The 12,735-nt window shown below is 75.2% G+C and carries 12 protein-coding genes and 1 tRNA gene; 7 read left to right on the top strand and 6 right to left on the bottom strand.

What is annotated here, in order from left to right; all coding sequences use genetic code 11:
- Nucleotides 1–91 precede the first annotated feature (91 nt).
- Together orn and ACIGW2_RS23650 are read left to right on the top strand one after the other, a co-directional pair.
- Nucleotides 92–703 (top strand): oligoribonuclease, encoded by a 612-nt coding sequence (orn, locus tag ACIGW2_RS23655; RefSeq protein ID WP_391655647.1) that lies wholly within the window; start codon nucleotides 92–94, stop codon nucleotides 701–703.
- Between the two features lie 119 nt (nucleotides 704–822).
- Nucleotides 823–895: transfer RNA gene (locus ACIGW2_RS23650), tRNA-His, on the top strand.
- Nucleotides 896–1,013: 118 nt separating this feature from the next.
- Here the strand turns inward: ACIGW2_RS23650 and ACIGW2_RS23645 are convergent.
- Nucleotides 1,014–1,892 carry a glycosyltransferase family 2 protein gene (locus ACIGW2_RS23645; protein ID WP_399845590.1) on the bottom strand — a complete coding sequence of 293 codons (879 nt, stop codon included), beginning with the start codon at nucleotides 1,890–1,892 and terminating at the stop codon, nucleotides 1,014–1,016.
- Nucleotides 1,893–2,082: 190 nt separating this feature from the next.
- On the opposite strand from ACIGW2_RS23645, the gene ACIGW2_RS23640 reads away from it, so the two are divergent.
- Genes ACIGW2_RS23640 through ACIGW2_RS23630 form a run of 3 tightly spaced genes read left to right on the top strand, consistent with a single transcriptional unit; the run spans nucleotide 2,083 to nucleotide 5,167 of the window.
- On the top strand, nucleotides 2,083–3,438 hold the full coding sequence (locus tag ACIGW2_RS23640; protein ID WP_391655649.1) for an ABC transporter substrate-binding protein: 1,356 nt from the start codon (nucleotides 2,083–2,085) through the stop codon (nucleotides 3,436–3,438).
- Nucleotides 3,393–4,343, top strand: a complete 951-nt coding sequence (locus ACIGW2_RS23635; protein WP_399845891.1) for a carbohydrate ABC transporter permease — start codon at nucleotides 3,393–3,395, stop codon at nucleotides 4,341–4,343. Before ACIGW2_RS23640 ends, ACIGW2_RS23635 begins: the two co-directional genes overlap by 46 nt.
- Nucleotides 4,343–5,167: a carbohydrate ABC transporter permease gene (locus ACIGW2_RS23630; RefSeq protein ID WP_391655650.1), complete on the top strand. Its 825-nt coding sequence runs from the start codon at nucleotides 4,343–4,345 to the stop codon at nucleotides 5,165–5,167. The genes ACIGW2_RS23635 and ACIGW2_RS23630 overlap by 1 nt, the downstream gene beginning before the upstream one ends.
- 91 nt (nucleotides 5,168–5,258) lie before the next feature.
- On the opposite strand, the gene ACIGW2_RS23625 is transcribed toward ACIGW2_RS23630, so the two are convergent.
- From ACIGW2_RS23625 to ACIGW2_RS23615, 3 genes are all read right to left on the bottom strand, one after another.
- On the bottom strand, nucleotides 5,259–6,740 hold the full coding sequence (locus ACIGW2_RS23625; protein WP_399845586.1) for a cellulose binding domain-containing protein: 1,482 nt from the start codon (nucleotides 6,738–6,740) through the stop codon (nucleotides 5,259–5,261).
- A 240-nt stretch (nucleotides 6,741–6,980) separates the two neighbouring features.
- Nucleotides 6,981–8,381, bottom strand: coding sequence for an ATP-binding protein (locus ACIGW2_RS23620; protein WP_399845584.1), 1,401 nt, complete (start codon nucleotides 8,379–8,381; stop codon nucleotides 6,981–6,983).
- Nucleotides 8,378–9,067, bottom strand: coding sequence for a response regulator transcription factor (locus ACIGW2_RS23615; protein ID WP_391655653.1), 690 nt, complete (start codon nucleotides 9,065–9,067; stop codon nucleotides 8,378–8,380). The genes ACIGW2_RS23620 and ACIGW2_RS23615 overlap by 4 nt, the downstream gene beginning before the upstream one ends.
- Nucleotides 9,068–9,109: 42 nt before the next feature.
- Here ACIGW2_RS23615 and ACIGW2_RS23610 point away from each other — a divergent pair, with 42 nt between their 5' ends.
- On the top strand, nucleotides 9,110–9,661 hold the full coding sequence (locus tag ACIGW2_RS23610) for a hypothetical protein (protein ID WP_399845581.1): 552 nt from the start codon (nucleotides 9,110–9,112) through the stop codon (nucleotides 9,659–9,661).
- Nucleotides 9,662–9,697: 36 nt separating this feature from the next.
- Here the strand turns inward: ACIGW2_RS23610 and ACIGW2_RS23605 are convergent, their stop codons facing one another.
- On the bottom strand, nucleotides 9,698–10,564 hold the full coding sequence (locus ACIGW2_RS23605; protein ID WP_399845578.1) for a spermidine synthase: 867 nt from the start codon (nucleotides 10,562–10,564) through the stop codon (nucleotides 9,698–9,700).
- Between the two features lie 147 nt (nucleotides 10,565–10,711).
- Nucleotides 10,712–11,206, bottom strand: coding sequence for a hypothetical protein (locus ACIGW2_RS23600; RefSeq protein ID WP_391655768.1), 495 nt, complete (start codon nucleotides 11,204–11,206; stop codon nucleotides 10,712–10,714).
- A 235-nt stretch (nucleotides 11,207–11,441) separates the two neighbouring features.
- Here ACIGW2_RS23600 and ACIGW2_RS23595 point away from each other — a divergent pair, with 235 nt between their 5' ends.
- Nucleotides 11,442–12,734, top strand: a complete 1,293-nt coding sequence (locus ACIGW2_RS23595; RefSeq protein WP_391655656.1) for a tetratricopeptide repeat protein — start codon at nucleotides 11,442–11,444, stop codon at nucleotides 12,732–12,734.
- The last annotated feature ends 1 nt before the right edge of the window (nucleotide 12,735 follow it).

The raw sequence follows: 12,735 nt of genomic DNA, 5'->3' as shown, positions 1-12,735 counted from the left end.
GCGCACCGAGGAAACCGAAGGGCCCCCGGGACACCCCCCGAGGGGCCCTTCGGCCGTCCCCCGACCATATTTCGGCCATAAGGTAGGACGCATGAACGATCGCATGGTGTGGATCGACTGCGAGATGACCGGGCTCTCGCTGACGGACGACGCACTCATCGAGGTGGCCGCGCTGGTCACCGACTCGGAACTGAACGTGCTCGGCGAAGGCGTGGACATCGTGATCCGCCCGCCGGACGCGGCCCTGGAGACCATGCCGGAGATCGTGCGCGAGATGCACACGAAGTCCGGACTGCTCGACGCGCTGGCCGGGGGCACCACCCTCGCCGACGCCGAGGCCCAGGTCCTCGCGTACGTCCGCGAGCACGTGAAGGAGCCCGGCAAGGCCCCGCTGTGCGGGAACTCGGTCTCCACCGACCGCGGCTTCCTCGCCCGCGACATGCCGGCCCTGGAGGCGCACCTCCACTACCGGATCGTCGATGTCTCCTCGGTCAAGGAACTGGCCCGCCGCTGGTACCCGAGGGCGTACTTCAACAGTCCGGAGAAGAACGGCAACCACCGGGCGCTCGCGGACATCCGCGAGTCGATCGCCGAGCTCCGCTACTACCGGGAGGCCGTCTTCGTGCCGCAGCCCGGCCCGGACTCGGAGACCGCCCGGCAGATCGCGGCCCGCCACGTGATCGACGGCGGGGCGGCCCACTAGGGAGCCGCCGGAGGGGGTCCGCTCGTGCGCCGGAGAAACGTGTGCGCGAGCACCCCCCAAGACCCTGTAGACTTCTTCTCGGCCGGTCAGGGAAGCCCTCGGGCGAATGACCGGTCATGGTGGGTGTAGCTCAGCTGGTAGAGCACCTGGTTGTGGTCCAGGATGCCGCGGGTTCGAGTCCCGTCACTCACCCTGAGGGTCGAGGCCCCGGTTCGGAAGAACCGGGGCCTCGGTCGTTTTCCCGGGGCCGCAGGGGCCCGCGCACATCGCCCGGTCCCGCCCCCTCGGGCGCGGGACCGGGCGATGTGTCTCAGATCACCGGCGGGCGGCCCAGCCGGCCCATCCGCCAGACCGTGGACCAGCTCATCGGCCGGCGGTCGCCGCCGGAGTTCCGGACGCCCTCCAGGAAACCGCCGAACCAGGCGCGCAGCCCCGGCAGCGAGCGGGTGCGGGCGATCGTCAGCAGGGTCCACACGCCGAGGTAGACCGGGACGAGCGGGGCGGGAAGGTTCCGCTTGGCCAGCCAGACCCGGTTGCGGGCGGTCATCCGGTAGTAGACCGCGTGCCGGGCCGGGCTGGTCCTCGGGTGCTGGAGCAGCAGCTCCGGCGCGTACCGCACGGTCCAGCCGGCGTCCAGCGCCCGCCAGGCGAGGTCGGTCTCCTCGTGGGTGAAGAAGAAGTCCTCGGGCCAGCCGCCGACCTGGTCGAGCATCCGCATCGACAGGCCGTGGCCGCCGCCCAGGAAGGTGGTCACCTCGCCGCCGCGCATCGGGTCCTTCGCTCCCAGCCGGGGCACGTGCCGGCGCTGCGTCTCGCCGTGCTCGTCGGCGATCCGGAAGGAGACGATGCCGAGCGCCGGCTCCGCCTCGTACAGGTCGGCGAGGCGCCGGAAGACGTCGGTGTCGACGAGCAGCCCGTCGTCGTCGAGGTCCACGACCACGTCCACGTCGCCGAAGGAGCGCAGGGTCTCGATGGCGACGTTCCGCCCGCCGGACACCCCGCGGTTCTCCGGGAGCTCCACGCCGTGCACCCCGTCCGGCAGCTCGGCCAGCGAACCGGTGCCGTTGCCGATCACCACGAGACGGGCGGCCGGCTCGTCCTGCATGGCCACCGAGTCGAGCAGCGCCCGCAGCTCCTTCGGGCGAGTGCCCATCGTCAGCACCGCCACACCGATACGCGGTCGCGCCACAGCCCACTCCGTTTCGTCGTTCACCATCGAGGTCCAGCGATGCTAACGGCCGGGTGTTCCCGCCCGTTCACGCGCACGGCACTCGGGCCATGTCCGGGCTTCACACGGCCGGGTGACATCCGCCGCTCCCCCGCGCGGTCCCCGGCGAGCTGTGGCCGGCGGGCCCCCGGCGCCGCACTACGGTCGCCGCATGTCCCGGCGCACCCACCGAAACAGCGGAAACCCGGCCCGCCGTCCGGTCGCCGCGCTCGCGCTGGCCCTGCTGCTCGGCGCGGGCCTCACCGCGGGCTGCGCCACCGACCCGCCCGAGCCACCCCGCGCGGGCGCCGGCGGCGCGGTGGACCCGGCGGGCCGGCCCGTGACGCTGACCGTGGGCGTGTTCGGCTCCTTCGGCTTCCAGGAGGCCGGGCTCTACGAGGCGTACATGCGGCTGCGTCCCGACGTGACCGTCCGGCAGACCTCGATCGAGCGGAACGAGAACTACTACCCGCAGCTGATCACCCATCTCGTCACCGGCTCCGGCCTCGCGGACGTGCAGGCCGTGGAGGTCGGCAACATCGCCGAGGTGGTCGGCACCCAGGGCCCGCGCCTGGTGGACCTGGGCGCGGCGCCGGGGGTGGACCGGAGCGCGTTCCTGCCGTGGAAGTGGGCGCAGGGCACCGGCCGGGACGGGCGCACGGTCGCGCTCGGCACCGACGTCGGGCCGCAGGCGGTCTGCTACCGCAAGGACCTGTTCGCGCGGGCCGGACTGCCGACCGACCGGGAGGCGGTGGGGCGGCTGTGGGCCGGGGACTGGCGGCGCTTCCTGGCGGCCGGGCGGCGCTACGCGGCCCGCGCCCCGGAGGGGACGGCGTTCACCGACTCGGCGTCCGGCGTCCTTTCGGCCGTCGTCAGCAGCGGCCCGCGGCGCTTCTACGACGGGCGGGGCGCCCTCGTCATCGGCTCCGACCCGGCCGTGCGGCAGGCCTGGGACCTGGCGGCGGACTTCGCCCGGGAGGGACTGACGGCCCGGCTGCAGCAGTTCACGCCCGGCTGGGACCAGGGCTTCGCCCGCGGCTCCTTCGCGACGGTGGTCTGCCCGGCCTGGATGCTGGGCTACATCCAGGACAAGGCGGGCCCGGCGGGGCGGGGCCGCTGGGACGTGGCGGCGGCACCCCGGCCGGGCAACCGGGGCGGCTCCTTCCTGGTCGTCCCGAAGGCCGGCCGGCACCGGGCGGAGGCGGCCCGGCTCGCCGCCTGGCTGACCGCCCCGGCCCAGCAGGCCCGGCTGTTCGCCCGCCGCGGCAGCTTCCCGAGCGCCTCCGCCGCCCACGCCCTGCCCGCCGTGGCGCGGGCCCGGCACCCGTACTTCGGCGACACCCCGGTCGGCGCGATCTTCGGCGCGGCGGCCCGCGGGGTGCCGTCGGCTCCGATCGGCCCGAAGGAGGGACTGGTGGCCCAGCTGCTCACCGACGGCGGGATGCTCCTGGTCGACCAGACGGGCCGCGACCCGGACGAGGCCTGGGCGGACGCGCTGCGCTCCATCGACAACGCCCTGGACCGGTGACGGCGGCGGTGCGCAGGACACGCGCGGAACGCTGGGCGCCGTACGGCCTGGTCGCGCCCTTCTTCGTGCTCTTCGGCGCCTTCGGCCTCTTCCCCCTCCTCTACACCGGCTGGGCCTCGCTGCACCGGGTCGAGCTGACGGCGCTCGACCGGTGGGAGTGGGTGGGGCCGGGGAACTACGTGCGGCTCGCGGTCGATCCGTACTTCTGGAACGCGCTGGGCAACACCTTCCTCATCGGGGTGCTGGCGACGGTGCCCCAACTGCTGCTCGCGCTCGGCGTGGCGCACCTGCTGGACGCGCGGCTGCGGGCGCGCGGCCTGTTCCGGGTGGTGGCGCTCGCGCCGTACGCGACGTCGGTGGCGGCGGCGACGCTGGTGTTCGCGCTGTTCTTCGGGCGCGAGCACGGGCCGGTGAACTGGGCGCTGACCGGCCTCGGTCTGGCGCCGGTGGACTGGCAGAACGGGCCGTGGGCGGCGAAGGCGGCGGTGGCGGCGATCGTGGTGTGGCGGTGGACCGGCTACAACGCGCTGATCTATCTGGCGGCGATGCAGACGGTGCCGCGCGAGCTGTACGAGGCGGCGGCGCTCGACGGGGCGTCGCGGTGGCGGCGGTTCGCGCACGTCACGCTGCCGGCGCTGCGTCCGACGATCCTGTTCACGGTGGTGGTGTCGACGATCGGGGCGACCCAGCTGTTCGGCGAGCCGCTGCTCTTCGACGCCGGGACGGGGGCCTCGGGCGGCGCGGACCGCCAGTTCCAGACGCTGGGGCTCTATCTGTACGAGCAGGGCTGGGTGAACCTGCACCTGGGGCGGGCCTCGGCGATCGCCTGGGTGATGCTGCTGCTCCTGCTCCTGGTGTTCGGCGCGGCCCGGCTGGTGCGGCACGGGCTCGGGAGGGGCGCCTGATGCGCGGCGAGCGGGCGGGCCCGGGCACGTACGCCCTGCTGCTGCTGTTCTGCGCGGTCTCCGTGCTTCCGCTGGTGTGGGCGGCGGTGGCGGCCTCACGGACCTCGACCCGGCTCGCGCACACCCCGCCGCCGCTGCGCTTCGGCCGGAACCTGCCGGAGCACCTGGCGGTGGCCTGGACCGACGCGCGGCTCGGGGCCGCGCTCGCCAACACCCTGCTGGTGGCGGGTCTCACGGCGGCCGGCACGGTGCTGGTGGCGACGCTGGCCGGCTTCGCCTTCGCGCGGCTGCGGTTCCGCGGCGGGGGCGCGCTGTTCGCCCTGGTGGTGGGGACGATGCTGATCCCGCCGCAGCTCGGGGTCGTCCCGCTGTACCTGCTGGTGGCCCGGCTGCGCTGGACGGACGAGCTGCAGGCGGTGGTGCTGCCGGGGCTCGTGTCGGCCTTCGGGGTGTTCTTCATGCGCCAGTACCTGCTTCGGGCGCTGCCGGGCGAACTGGTCGAGGCGGCGCGGATGGACGGGGCGGGGACGCTGCGGATCGTGTGGCACGTGGTGTTCCCGGCGGCGCGGCCCGCGATGGCGGTGCTCGGCACGCTGACCTTCGTGGCCGCGTGGAACGACTTCTTCTGGCCGGTGCTCGTGCTGACCCAGACGGGCAGCCCGACGGTGCAGGTGGCGCTGACCGGCCTGGGTCGCGGCTATGTCCCGGACCGTTCGGTGGTGATGGCGGGGGCGCTGCTCGGGACGTTGCCGCTGCTGGTGGTGTTCGCGCTGCTCGGGCGGCTGGTGGTGGGCGGGGTGATGCGGGGCGCGGTGAAGGGCTGAGCCCGGCGCGGGGAAGGGGTGCGCGCCCCGGACGGGGTGGGGTGGTGCCGTCCGGGGCGCGCGGTGTGGGGGGCCGGGACGGCCTGTGTGCCTACGTGTAGGCGCCGAAGGCCTTCGTGAAGGCCAGCGGCTGCTGGAGGATCGAGGAGCAGGTCGGGTCGGCGTAGGTGACGGCGCCGGACGCGCACTGCTTGTCGCGGGTGGCCGACCACATGGCGAGCCAGCCGATGCCCTTGGACCGGGCGAAGTCGACGAGCTGGGTGGCGTCGTCGACCTTGAAGACCTCCGACGAGACGTCGTTGACGCCGATCATGGGGGTGACGGCGACGGCCTTCCACGCGGCCGCGTCGGAGAGCCCGAGGACGCCCTTGATCTGGGCCTGGGTGGCGGTCGCGGCCTGGACGGCGTAGGTGCCCATGTCGCCGCTGTAGGCGGGTCCGTAGTCCATCGCCATGATGTTGACGGCGTCGACGCGGACGCCGTTGCGCTTGGCGTCGGCGCTCAGGTCCACGCCCGGCTGGGTCAGGCCCTCGGGCATGACGGGCAGCGTGAAGGACACGTTCAGGCCGGGGTGGGACTGCTGGAGCCGGGCGATGGCCTGCGAGCGGCGGGTGTTGGCGGCGGTGTCGGGGAGCGCGGCGCCCTCGATGTCGAAGTCGACCTTGGTGAGCTTGTACTGGTCGACGACCTTGCCGTACGCGGCGGCCAGCGCGTCCACGGTGGAGCAGTTGAGCGCCAGTTCGTGGCCGGCGGCCCCGCCGAAGGACACCCGCACGTCGCCGCCCTTGGCGCGCAGCGCGCCGATCTGCGCGGCGACCTTGTCGGAGCCGAGGTCGGTGACCCCGCCCCAGAGCGGGGCGCAGCCGCCGCCGGAGGTGATGAAGGCGAGGTTGAACTCCTTGACGCCGGTCTGGTCGGCGGTGGCGAGGAGGTCGTACGCGGGGTAGAGCGAGGTGTCGACGTACGGGGCGAACCGCGCCGTCCCGGTGGCCGGCGGGGGCGGGGTGGTGGGGGCGGTCGCGGTGGGGGTGGGCGTGGCCGTCCGGGTGGGGGTGGGAGTGGGGGTGGCCGTCTTCGTGGCGGTGGGGGTCGGGGCCGGGGTCGTGGTGGGGCGGCCGGTGGGGGTGGGGGCGGGGCCGCCGGCGGCGCAGCTCGCCTTGTTGATGAGGCAGTTGAGCGGGTCGCCGGCCTGTCCGGCCGCGGAGGTCACGAAGCCGACGGTGACGGACTGGCCGGGGGCGAGCTGCCGGTTCCAGCTCGCGGGCTTCACGGTGACGTGCCGCCCGGACACGGTGTGCTCGCCGTTCCAGAGCGAGCCGATCGTGGTGCCCTCGGGCAGGTCGAACTCCAGGGTCCAGTCGGACTGCGGCGCGTCGGTCTCGTTGGTGACCACGTACTGCCCGGTGTAGCCGCCGGTCCAGGAGCTGGTCCTGGTGTACGCGGCGCCGACGGACGCGGCCTGCGCGGTGCCGGTGAGCGCGAACGCCGCTCCGCCGATGACCGCGAGGGTCACGACCGCGCCGATCGCCTTGGTCCTGCCGCTCGCCTTGCGCCGGTGTGCGCTGGTGCCCATCGCGTGCCTGCCTCTGAATGCCGGGGGTGGGGTGGGGGGGGTGTGGGGGGTGGTGGGGTGCGGCAGCACGCTAGCGACCCGGAAACGGACAAATGCCCGACAGCGGACCGGGGTCGGGATTCTTAGGGTCCGCTTAAGGGAGGCATCGGGACGAGGAAAGGTTGGACGCCGGAAAGCCCCCGTACCCGGTTCGCGGGGCCCGCCGGGACGGGCCCCGCGAACCGGGTGACGCTCCGGCGGTCAGTCCTTCTGGGCGCGGCCCCGCCGGCCCGCGCCGGCCCGGCGGCCGCGGCGGCCTCCGGCGGCCGGAGCGCGGCGCCCGTCGAGGGCGATCCAGATGCGCACCTCGGTGCCGCCGAGCACGGAGCGCCCGATGCGCACGTCGCCGCCGGTGGTCTCCGCCATGCGGCGCACGATGTCGAGGCCGAGGCCGGTGGAGCCGTCGCGGCCGCTGCCGGCGCCGCGGGCCAGCGCGGCGGCGGGGTCGGGGATGCCGGGGCCGGCGTCGGAGACCAGGACGATGACGGCGTCGTCGCCGTTGTGGAGGTCGACGGAGAAGGCGGTGCCCTCGGGGGTGTGCCGGAAGACGTTGCCGAGCAGGGCGTCGAGCGCGGCCACGAGTTCGGGGCGCGCGACCGGGATGCGGACGGGACGCTCGACGCCCGCGACCCGTACCTTCCGGTCCTCGTCCTCGGCGAGCGCGGACCAGAACTCCATCCGGTCGCGCACCACTTCGGCGGCGTCGCAGCCGACCACCGGCGCGCCGGCCCGGGTCTGCGGCTTGGCCTCGCGGGCGGTGCGGATGATGGTGTCGACCTCGCGCTCCAGCTGCTCGACGGCGGCCCTGGTCTGCTCGGCGGCCGGACCGGAGCCCAGCGAGGCGGCGTTGAGGCGGAGCACGGTGAGCGGGGTGCGCAGCCGGTGGGAGAGGTCGGCGGCCAGTTCGCGCTCGTTGGCGAGGAGCCGCACGACCTGGTCGGCCATCGAGTTGAAGGCGACGGCGGCGGACTTCAGTTCCGGCGGGCCCTCCTCGCGGACCCGGGCGCCGAGCCGGCCCTCGCCGAGCTCGTGGGCGGCGCGGGCGAGCCGCTGCGCGGGCTGCACCATGCGCAGGCCGAGCCGGTCGGCGACGGCGACGGAGCCGACGATCAGGGCGACGCCGACGGCGGTGAGGACCAGCCAGGCGGTGGCGACGCCGTTGCTGACCTCGCCCTCGGGCACGAAGAGTTCGACGACGGCGACCTGCCCGGAGCTGACCGCGGTGGGCTGGAGCAGCACGGACCCGCCGGGCACCTCGGCGATGGTGGCCCGGCCGAGCGCCCGGGTGGTGCCGAGGTCCTCGTCGGCGGCCCGCCGGGTGCCGATCTCCGTGCCCGTGCCGCCCGGTCGGCCGGGCGCGGCGGGCAGGTGGACGGCGAGCCGCCCCTCGGCGCCGTCCTCGGTGGTGGCGACGGCCCGCTCCAGCTGCTCGCGGTCGGTGGTGATGGCGAGCACGGGCGCGAGGCCGGCGGCCCGCCGTTCGGCGTTGGAGAAGGCCCGGTCGCGGGCCATCTCCTTGACGACGAGGCCGAGCGGTACGGCGAAGGCGACCACGACCATCACCGTGACGGCCAGCGACACCTTGACGAGCGCCCATCTCACCGCGGGGGCTCCAGCTTCACGCCGACCCCGCGCAGGGTGTGCAGATAGCGGGGCCGGGCCGCCGTCTCGCCCAGTTTCCGTCGCAGCCATGACAGGTGTACGTCGATGGTCTGGTCGTCCCCGTACGCCTGCTGCCACACCTCGGCGAGCAGCTCCCGGCGCGAGACGACCACCCCGGGCCGTCCGGCCAGGAAGGCGAGCAGGTCGAACTCGCGGCGGGTGAGGTCGAGCGCGGCGCCGTCCAGGGCGGCCTGCCGGCGCAGCGGGTCGATGGCGAGCCCGCCGACCCGGATCTCCCGGGACGGCGGCACGTCTCCGGCGGAGGAGCGGGCCCGGCGCAGCACGGCGGTCATCCGGGCGGACAGGTGCTCCACGGAGAACGGCTTGGTGAGGTAGTCGTCGGCCCCGTCGTTGAGCAGCCGCACGATCTCGGCCTCGTCGTCCCGGGCGGTCGCGATGATCACCGGCACGTCGGTGATCCCGCGCAGCATCTTCAGCGCCTCGGCCCCGTCGAGGTCGGGCAGTCCGAGGTCGAGGATGACCACGTCGAAGCGGTGGTGGGCGACCTCGCGCAGCGCCTCCAGGGCCGTCCCGACGCTCCGCACGATGTGGGAGGCCTCGGTGAGGTGCCGGATGAGGGCGGAACGGACGAACTGGTCGTCCTCGACGACGAGCACACTTGCCATGGCCCGCACCGTACGCCATTCGGGGGATGGCAGGATGAGCCGGTGCGAAGAGGTCTGGTTCACGCCCTGGCGTGGTCGGTCGCCACCGGCGCGGCCGTCACGCTCTCCTGGTGGGGGGTGCACACGGTGCTGGCCGGCACCGTCTACGACCCGCCGCGCGCCCTGCCCATCCCGTCCGGCGCGGGCAGCCCGAACGCGGTCTCCCTCGGCCCGGCGACCTCCGCCGCGGCCCCGCCCCCGGCGACCCCGACGCCCACGGCCGCCGCCGGGACCGCCCGTCCCTCCCGGACCCCGGGCACTCCCCCGCCGGCGGCCCCGCGGACCGCCGCCCCGAAGCCGTCACCGGACGCGGGCGGCGGGGGCGGGGGCAGCGTGAAGAGCTACGGCACCGACGGCGGCCGGGCCGTCTTCGACCTGGGCCCGTCCTCGGCGGAACTGGTCAGCGCCACGCCCGAGTCGGGCTGGCAGATGCAGGTGTGGAAGCAGACCTCGTGGATCCGGGTGACCTTCACCAAGGACTCCCGGGAGATCTCCGTCTTCTGTCTCTGGCACGACTCCGCGCCGCGCGTGGAGATCGAGGAACGCGCGATCTGACGCGCGGCCCGTGACCTGCCGGGCCCACCGGAACGCCTACCGAAACACGGAGGGCGGCGGTACGGGCGAGGGCCTGGCGCCGGCGTCGGTGACCGGGACCGCGCCGCCGGCGAAGTCGACGAGCTCCCGCCCGTGCTCGACCCGCCCCGGGTGGGGGTCGGTCGCGACCCGCCGGGTGAACTCGGCCACCGGCAGCTCGCGGTCGGAGGCCAGCAGGACCGCGTTGCCGAAGCGCCGGCCGCGCAGCACGGTCGGGTCGGCGGCGAGCGCCAGTTCGGGGAAGACGGTGGCGGCGGTCGCGATCTGGCCGCGCAAATGGGCCAGCGGCCGGCCGTCGGCGAGGTTGGCCGCGTAGAAACCGCCGGGCCGCAGCACGCGCCGCACCTCGGCGAGGAACTCGGTGCTGGTCAGGTGGGCGGGGGTGCGGGCGCCGCTGAACACGTCGGCGATGATCAGGTCGGCCCAGCCGTCCTGGACCTTGCCGAGCCCGGCGCGGGCGTCGGTGGAGCGCACCCGGATCCTGGCCCCCGCGTCGAGCGGCAGCGCCCGCCGCACGAGCCGCACCAACGGCTCGTCCAGCTCCACGACCTGCTGGGTGGAACGGGGCCGGGTGGCGGCGACGTACCGGGCGAGGGTGAACGCCCCGCCGCCGAGGTGCACGGCCTGGACCGGGCGGCCCGGCGGGGCGACGAGGTCGGCGATGTGCCCGAGGCGCCGCTGGTACTCGAAGGAGAGATGGGCGGGGTCGTCGAGGTCGACGTGCGACTGCGGGGCGCCGTCGATGAGCAGCGTCCATCCGCGCGGCCGGTCGCGGTCCGGTATGAGTTCGGCGAGTCCGCCGTCCACGGTCTCGACGACCGCGACCGCCTCGACCCCCCGCTCCCGTTGCCTGTTCCTGCCCACGCCCCCATTATCGGCCCGGGTGACGCCGGGGCCCGCCCAGGGGTCCAGGGGCGCGGGGAACGGCGCGATCCGCCACGACGGCGCCGCACCGCCCCACCGGCCGTCGCCACCCACCCGCCGTCGCAGCCGCCCCGCCCCGCGAGGGCCTCAGCGACAGCCGTCCGCCGCCTCGATCAGGCGCGCCGCCTGGCCGAGGGCCTCCCGCAGCATCGCCGGGTCGGTGACCGCGCCGCTGTCGCCGGGCGGCAGCAGCCAGTCGGCGGGGCGGGGGGTCGCGCCGTCGGGGCCGGGGAGCTCGGGAGGTTCCGGGATGCGCAGCCCGCGCCCGTCGGTCCGGGTGCACGCGCTGCCCGGCATGTCCCAGCCCGCCGCGGTGCCGGGCGGCACCAGGAAGCCGAGGGTGTCGCAGGCCCCGTCGTGCAGCACCGGGCCGACCGCCGGGGCGCCGCCGCGGCGCAGGATGTCCACGGCCTCCAGGCCCTGCCGGGCCGGCACGGTCACCAGGTCGCAGGGCTCGGGGTGCGGGCCGGGCCCGCCCGGGAACCCGGCTCCCGCGGGGGACGCGCTCGCGTCCGGAGTGGGGGTGTGCCGCTCGGTCGACGCCTGCGAGGCGCCCGGCCCGATGGCTCCGGCTTCCACCATTTCCACCATGGGACCCTCCTCGTTTTCGAAGAGGAGACACGTTCCGTCTCTCCGCAGGGTTCAACGCCGGCGGGCGTCAACGGCTACGGCGGCACGCCGCCGCAAAGGATGGCAGTTCATGGCAGATCGCGTACGAGATATCCGATTTGTTGCCAAACCCAGCGTGGACGGCCGGTCACAGCAGGTACGTTCTTGCCCCGCCGGAACACCGGCAGCACCAGGAGAGGGCTCGGCCATGGCGTTGTCACGGGCAGTTCCCAATCTCGCCTTCCGCAGGCTCCGCGGACAGCGTTCGCCGGCGGAGTTCGCCGCGGCCGTCCGCCGCGCGGCCCGGGAGATCGGCGAGCAGGTCGCCTGCGACCCCCGCTACATCGGTCGCGTCGAGGCCGGCGAGATCCGCTGCCCGAACTACGCGTACGAGCGGGTCTTCCTGCACATGTTCCCCGGACTGACCCTTGCGGACCTGGGGTTCTCGGCGCGGGAGGCCGTTCGCGGCCGGCGGCCGGCCGCCGTGGCGGCCGGGGCACCGCCGCCCCTCGCCTTCACCACCCGGAACGATGAGGAGAGCGACGTGCTGCGTCGCGCATTCATGACCGGCGGCACCGCCACCCTGGCGACCGCCTCGCTGGGACTCGGCGGCTCCGCCGCGGCGAGCATTCCGTCCCCCCGTACCGTCCACCGCGTCGGCGACGCCGAGGTCCGCGCGGTCGAGGAGGCGGTCCGGCAGATCCGGCTGCTCGACGACCGGCACGGCGCCGAGGGCCTCTACCGGCGGGCCACCCAGCCGCTGCGCTCCGCCTACGCCCTGCTCGACGCGGGCGTCACCGCCCGCCGTTCCACCGCCGACCGGCTGCACAACGGCGCCGGCGAACTCGCCATCTCCGTCGGCTGGCTGGCCCACGACTCGGGCCGGCTCGACGACGCCCGCTCGCACTACGCCGAGGCCCTGGCCACCGCCCGGATGGCCGGCGACGCCGCCCTGGAGGCGCACGCCTTCTGCAACACCTCCTTCCTGGCCCGGGACGCCGGCCGCTACCGCGAGGCGGTGCGCGCCGCCCAGGCCGGGCTGCGGGCCGCGGCCCCGCTCGCCTCCGACCGGCTGCGCGCGCTGCTCACCCTGCGGGAGGCCGGGGCCTGGGCCGGGCTCGGCGACCGCGCCGCCTGCGCGGAGGCGCTGGGCCGTGCGCACGCCCACTTCGGGCGGGGCCCGGGCGACGGCGACCCCGAGTGGATGTCCTTCTTCGGCGAGCCGGAGCTGGAGGCCCAGGAGGCGCTGTGCTGGGCGCTGCTCGGCGACTGGTCGCGGGCCGCCCGGCACGCCCAGCGGGCCACCGTCCTCCAGGACCCGCACTTCGCCCGCAACCTCGCCCTCTACCGCGCCCAGCTGGCCGGGAACCTGGCCCGGGCCGGCCGGCCCGACGAGGCGGCGGCGGAGGTGCGGCGGGTGGAGGAGTCCCTGGAGGGCGTGGAGTCGGCCCGGATCCGCGGTCTGCTGGCCGAGACGCGCCGGGTCCTCGCCGCACGCTGAA

The organism is Streptomyces sp. NPDC053541 (genome assembly GCF_044544705.1).
GTDB lineage: Bacteria > Actinomycetota > Actinomycetes > Streptomycetales > Streptomycetaceae > Streptomyces.
The sequence above is the reverse complement of the archived record's forward strand: the minus strand, read 5'-3'. Positions and strand labels throughout refer to the sequence as shown.